This window comes from Amycolatopsis sp. NPDC051071, assembly GCF_040682875.1.
Lineage (GTDB): Bacteria > Actinomycetota > Actinomycetes > Mycobacteriales > Pseudonocardiaceae > Amycolatopsis.
Window position 1 is genome coordinate 62,118 of record NZ_JBFBBY010000028.1, and the last position, 6,091, is coordinate 68,208.

5 protein-coding genes are annotated in these 6,091 nt (G+C 68.0%); 3 read left to right on the forward strand and 2 right to left on the reverse strand.

The features are described 5' to 3' along the window. Complete coding sequence (locus AB0M65_RS12620) at positions 1-1,005, forward strand: hypothetical protein (protein ID WP_364025777.1); 1,005 nt, start codon at positions 1-3, stop codon at positions 1,003-1,005. 4 nt (positions 1,006-1,009) lie between these two features. Here AB0M65_RS12620 and AB0M65_RS12625 read toward each other — a convergent pair whose 3' ends face one another. After that, positions 1,010-1,726 (reverse strand): transcriptional regulator, encoded by a 717-nt coding sequence (locus tag AB0M65_RS12625; protein ID WP_364025786.1) that lies wholly within the window; start codon positions 1,724-1,726, stop codon positions 1,010-1,012. 136 nt (positions 1,727-1,862) lie between these two features. On the opposite strand from AB0M65_RS12625, the gene folE reads away from it, so the two are divergent. Continuing rightward, entirely contained in the window at positions 1,863-2,459 is a 597-nt protein-coding gene (folE, locus tag AB0M65_RS12630) for a GTP cyclohydrolase I FolE (protein ID WP_364025780.1), read from the forward strand. Positions 2,460-2,804: 345 nt separating this feature from the next. On the opposite strand, the gene AB0M65_RS12635 is transcribed toward folE, so the two are convergent. Next, a complete protein-coding gene (locus AB0M65_RS12635; protein WP_364025789.1) occupies positions 2,805-3,470 on the reverse strand; it encodes a flavin reductase family protein in 666 nt (221 codons plus the stop codon). A gap of 319 nt (positions 3,471-3,789) precedes the next feature. On the opposite strand from AB0M65_RS12635, the gene AB0M65_RS12640 reads away from it, so the two are divergent. Further along, positions 3,790-5,862, forward strand: a complete 2,073-nt coding sequence (locus AB0M65_RS12640) for an AMP-binding protein (protein WP_364025782.1) — start codon at positions 3,790-3,792, stop codon at positions 5,860-5,862. Positions 5,863-6,091: the final 229 nt, after the last annotated feature.

A 6,091-nucleotide genomic window follows, 5' to 3' on the forward strand; every position in this document is an offset into this window, starting at 1 on the left:
ATGGCGTTGAACGACCTCGGCCCCGACGCGATGATCGCGCTGTACAACCGGCTCGCGGCGAAGATCCGGGAAGAATGGCCGCACGACAGCCCTGCCCTGTCCAACGAGGAATCCGGCATCCTGCTGGGCTTCAACGAATGGAAGAAGTCCGCCATCGACGGCGACGTCGGTGCCTTCGCGGAAGCTCCGCCGGGAGCGTTGTTCGCCAAACGATCGGATTTCACCGTCGCCCGCGACCGGCTCCGGTCCATCCGCGACCACACCATCGAGAACTGGCAGGGCGAGGCGGCCGACGACTTCCACGCGTATCTGCAGACCGTCGACGGCTACCTCACCGACTTTGTCGGCGGCAGCCTCAAGGCCGGCGACCCGGAGGGCTACATCCCCCAGGTTTCCGCGGTGCTGGACATGGTCTACGCCGTCCAGCTCGCGCACAAGAACGACCTGCGGGAGCTCGCCCTCTCGCTGGAGGCCGCGATCGACCGGATGGACGACGTCGGCGTCGACTACCGGCCCGCCGCGATCTTCGGGCTCCGGCTCGCGATGATCGTCGTGAAGCAGATCCCCAAGGCGGACATCGTCCTCGAGGTCGCCGACCTGATGTGGGACACGATGGGCATGCCCGACCTCAATCTCGAAAAGGCCGAGAAGAAGGAGATCACCGGCCACGAGATCATCAACGTGCTTCAGTCGTTCGACACCCTGTTCCGCGAAGTCGTCGCGAAGCACCAGGAGAGCGTCTCGGCGGTGTCCCGGCATGCCAACCAGCTCCTGTCCGATCTGGAGAACAGCACCGAACTGACCAAACTCGCCGCCTTGCTCAGCAAGCAGGTGCCGACCTGGACCGGCCACGACGGCAAGACGCTGAAGGACCTGCTGTCACTCGGCAACCAGATCGAGATCCCCGCCATCAACGAACGCGCCGGCAAGGAAAAGGCGCCCGAAGTGCCCAAGGAGAAGGAAAAGAAGCCGCAAGGCCCACCAGGGCCGCCTGCCGGGACCTGACCGGTCACGGCGCCTGCCGCAGCTCCACACAGCATTCAGCCGCGCCGGGAGCGAGGACCGCTTCCACGTTCCCGGCGCGCAGTCCGGCCAGCAGACCGGCAAGGAAGGCGTGGTTGATCCGGCAGACCAGTTCTGGCGCCTGGGCGGCCAGCGGGTGGAACGGGCAGTTTCGGAGCCGGACGCAGGTCCTGGCCTCGCGGCTCGGCTCGAAGCCGTAGCGGCCGAGCATCCCTTCGGCCATGGCCAGCGCGCGTTCCACGCCGAGCCTGCCGGGCCGGGTCCGCGCGCGTTCCTCCGCGCCCGCCGTGACGCCGCGCTCCCCCGCGACCCGCAGCACGGCGTCCCGCGCCGTCTCGCCGCTCCCGTCGGCGAGCACCGCCTCGGCGAGAATGCCTGCCAGAATTTCGTGCCGCCGCACGGGAAGCTGCACCTGGATCGCTTCGGCGACAGGTTCGTAAACCTTGGGCTTGCGCCCCACCCTCGGCATCGGACCCGCCGCGAAGCCGCACCTGAGCACCCCGGCCGCCACGAGCTTGTCCAGGTGGAACGCGGCGAGCTTGCGGGAGATGCCGACCGCTGCCGCCGCCTCGTCCCGCGTCACCGGTCGCCGTGCTCGCCGGGCATAGGCGTACATGCCGCGGCGGAGGTCGTCGTCGAGTGCCGCCACCGCGGCGATGGAAGGGACGTCGAGGCCGTTCGGCTCGGACACTGTCACGTACACCACGATATCGCCCTTCCCCGCTGCCGGAACGTCCTGAACTGCGGATCTACCATGTACGCTGAACCCGCGGACGGTAAAACGCCCAAAAGTCTTAGTCAAACACCACTGGGGAATCGCGTTCAGCCTAGGAGGCAGTATGTCCACTCCCGCCTTGCGCGTCGTGCCCGAGACCGGACCTGTACCGGATCTCGAGGCCGCCGAGGCCGCGGCTGCCGACCTCCTCACCGCACTGGGTATTTCGCTGGATTCCGAGAGCCTCCGCGGCACACCGGGCCGGATGGCGCGTGCGTACGCCGAACTGTTCACCCCGCGGGCCTTCGACCTCACGACCTTCCCCAACGACGAGGGTTACGACGAACTCGTCCTCGCCAGGGGTATCCCGGTCCGATCGGTCTGCGAGCACCACCTGCTGCCGTTCGTCGGGGTGGCGCACGTCGGCTACCTGCCCGGCGATCGGATCCTCGGACTGTCCAAACTGGCCAGGATCGTCGAACACTTCGCCTGCCGCCCGCAGGTACAGGAGCGGCTCACGAAACAGGTCGCCGACTGGCTCGACGAGCAGCTCGACCCGCGTGGCGTCGGCGTGGTGATCGAGGCCGAGCACTCGTGCATGACCCTGCGCGGCGTCCAGGCCGCCGGTTCGAGCACCGTCACCTCGACCTTGCTCGGCACACTGCGCGAAGACGCGCGTTCGCGCCAGGAGTTCTTCGCCCTCACCCGCATCAGCGGCTGACGACGGGTTCCTCCGCGTAGGCCGCGCGGTCGTCCCATCCGAGGGCTGTGTGGATCTTGGCGCGTCAGATGATCCAAAATCCACACAGCCTTGCACGACAGTCCCTGTCACCTCCGGAGCCGGAAGGGCAGTGGACCACGCCATCTTTGACTTACCTCTCAATACCTCGCACGGGCTCGTGTGCGAGCGCGCCGCCACGGAGGGCCGGGACACCACGCCGGTACCCACCGCCGTCCCGGCGGCTCGGGCCACGATCGTCTCGTCCCCGGCGGCGTCCGGCCCGGTTCCTGTTCATCCGGGAGCACCGGGACCGTCGTTCGAATCGTCCACAATGGACCGGGCCGATCAGTGCCGGCTGCCGTTGGTGAACCGGTTCTCGTTCGCCCGCGACGACTGAGCACGCGACCGCTCGATGTCGGGTCCCCGGTAGAGCGCTTCGGGGATCCGCGCCAAGGTAGAGGGATGGACCTGCGGGCCCAGACCGTAGAGCTTCTGGAAGCTCATGATCAGCGGCCGCCACCGGTCGGGATCGATCCGGTCCTCGGTGCCCGGCATCCGCACGGAGTCGTGCACATGGATGCGCTGCACGCGGACCTCGAACACGAGCACGCCGCCGCGTTGCGCCGGGTCGTTCTCGGCGAGCGGGTGGACGGCCTCGACGACGGCCTCCATCGTCACCGGACATTCCGCCACACGCGGCGGTTCGACGGTCTCCGAGCCGACCGGAGTGAGCCCTGCCCTGCCGAATTTGTCGGCTTCGTGCCGGTAGCCGCGCTCGTACTTGCGGGACGGGACCGGATCCGACCCGGTCGTCAAGGCCAGCCTGTCGACGGCGGCCGCCAGCTCGTCGGAAGGGAGATTCAGAACACATTCACGGGTGCGCATGAGATTCTGCGCGGTCTTGGATTTCGCGCCGAGCCCGAGCATGCCCCGCCAGCCGAGCCAGAACGCCGAAGACATCGGGGCCAGGTTCGGTGAGCCGGCCTTGTCGACCGTCGAGATGAGCACCACCGGGGTGCCGAAGTAGAGGATGCCGGGCTCAATACGGGTGTGCGCGGTCTCGGCCGCAGAGGTCGTAACTGTCACGAACGTCAGCTTCGCCGCGCGAAGCGGTCGAGGCTGGCGTGAATCGGACGTCGTGATCAACCGCGTCGGCCGACGCCCTCTCGGGCTACCCTTGTTTCCAGGTTTCCTTGGGCCGACTCGAACCCGTGGTCGTTCGGAGTACTGCGTTCGGCCGATTGCTGGTAGGTTCGCCGGACTTGACTGACGAAGGAGGCGCCGGCAGCTGCCCGGTCAACACCCGAACGCGCGTGGTGAGGCGAATCGCATGCGAGACGATGTGGTCCAGGCGAGCTCGATTCTCGGGCATTCTCCCGGCCAGGTTTGGGAAGTGATCGGCGACCCCGAGTCCTACTCGCGGTTCGTCGCGGAGATCAGCTGGTGCGAGATCCGGCAACCGGCCGAACGCGGCCGCGGGCCGAAGTGCCTCGTCCGGATGGAACCTCGGGCAGACAAGCTCGCCGTCGGCGAGATCGAAGCCCGGGTCTGGCGGCCCGGTGAGCACGTCGTCTGGTGCGGGGTCGAAGACGACGGCACCTGGGTCTCCCTCGAACTGCGCCCGGCTCCCGGCGGCGGCACGGAAATCGTCGCGCAGCTGATGCTTCCCGCGCGGCACTCGCATCTGGTGTCCGCCGCGTCGTTCAAACGTTCCGTCCGCGCGATGACCCGGCGGATCGAGCTGCACCTCTCCGGGCGGGCGGCGCCGCCGGAGGAGGAGCCCACGCATACCAAGGCCACCACCCTGCATACGGCGAGCACGCTGATCAAGGCCGGGGTGCTCGCGGCGGCGCGGCCGGACAAGATCGCGCGGCAGCTCACCTCATTGTCGCAATGGGGTGCCACCGTCGCCGGCGGCTACACGGCCAACGCCGCTCGCGTGCCCGAAGACGTCGCGCTGCACGACGAACGCAACATCCGGACCTTCAAGCAAACGGCGGACCGCAGCAACCAGCTGGCGAACGCGCTGGCACAGCACGGAGTCCGCTCCCGCGACCGCGTCGCCTTGTTGTGCCGCAACCACGCGGCGATGGTCGAGTCGCTGATCGCGTGCAGCAAACTCGGGGTCGACGCGATCCTGCTCAACACCGGGCTCTCCGCCGGTGCCGTCACCGACGTCATCGCGGTGCACGAGCCGGTCGCGGTACTCGTCGACGACGAGTTCACCCGGATCATCGCCGACATCCCCGGCGACTTCCTGCGGATCAGCACCTGGCCGGAGAGCGAGAACGGGTACCCGACGATCGATCAGCTGATCGCCGGGGTGCCCGCCACCAAACTCAAGCCGGTGGACCGGATCGGCAGGCTCGTCGTGCTCACCTCCGGGACCTCCGGAACCCCGAAGAGCGCGCGACGTCCGACACCGAAGGGACTGGCGACTTCGGCCGCCATGCTGGACCGTATCCCGCTCCACACCGGCGATCGTTTCGTGGTCGCCGCTCCCCTGTTCCACAGCTGGGGACTCGCCGGGATGCAGATCGGCATGGCCGTCCGCGCGTCGCTGTCGCTGATCCGCCGGTTCGACGCGGAAGAGATCCTGAGGACGATCGCCGAGCACCGGTGCGGCGTCCTGTTCGCCGTGCCGATCATGTTGCAGCGCATCCTTGACCTGCCCGAGCGGATCCGCTCGCGGTACGACCTGTCGTCACTGCGGATCGTCGCCAGCAGTGGATCCGCCCTCCCTGGCCCGATCGTCACCGAGTTCATGGACACCTTCGGCGACGTGCTCTACAACTTTTACGGCTCGACAGAGGTTTCGTGGGCGAGCATCGCCACACCAGAGGACCTCCGCGCCGCCCCCACCACCGCCGGCCGCTGCCCGCCCGGCACCCGTGTCGCCATCCTGGACGAGGATCACAACCGCGTCCCGCCCGGCTGGGAGGGACAGATCTTCGTCGGCAACGACATGTTGTTCGAGGGCTACACCGACGGCGCCAGCGTGCCACGGGCGGACGAGCTGATGGCGACCGGCGACGTCGGCTACCAGGACGCCTCCGGGCGGCTCTTCGTCACCGGCCGAGCCGACGAGATGATCGTCTCCGGCGGGGAGAACGTGTCCCCGCGTCCGGTCGAAGAGGCCATCGTCGCCTTGCCCGGTGTCCACGAGGCGGCCGTGATCGGCGTCCCGGATCGTGAGTTCGGGCAACGGTTCGCGGCTTACATCGTCCCGAAGCGCGGTGCCCGGATGAGCGCGGAAGACGTGCGGGCCTACATCCACCGGCGGCTGGCGCGATTCGCGGTGCCGCGGGACGTCCACTTCGTCGAGGAACTGCCGCGGAACGCGACCGGGAAGGTACTGAAGCGGCTGCTGAAGGACGACACCTGGCCGATCGATCAGTCGTGAGTGTTTTGGGTCGTTCTAACGAGGGGTGTTTAGGCACCTACGGCGGGTGAGCCGGGTAGCGACCGGTCCCTGAAGGACTCCTTGAAGGACCCAAAGTCCCTCAACGTTCCCCTCACCCGGCCCGGACGGCAATCACGAGCCCCCGCAGCACCACCAGTCACCACGGCGGCGCGGGGTTGTGACCACCCCAAACCCCGCGAGCAGGGAAGTGGGGGGCAAAGCGGAAACA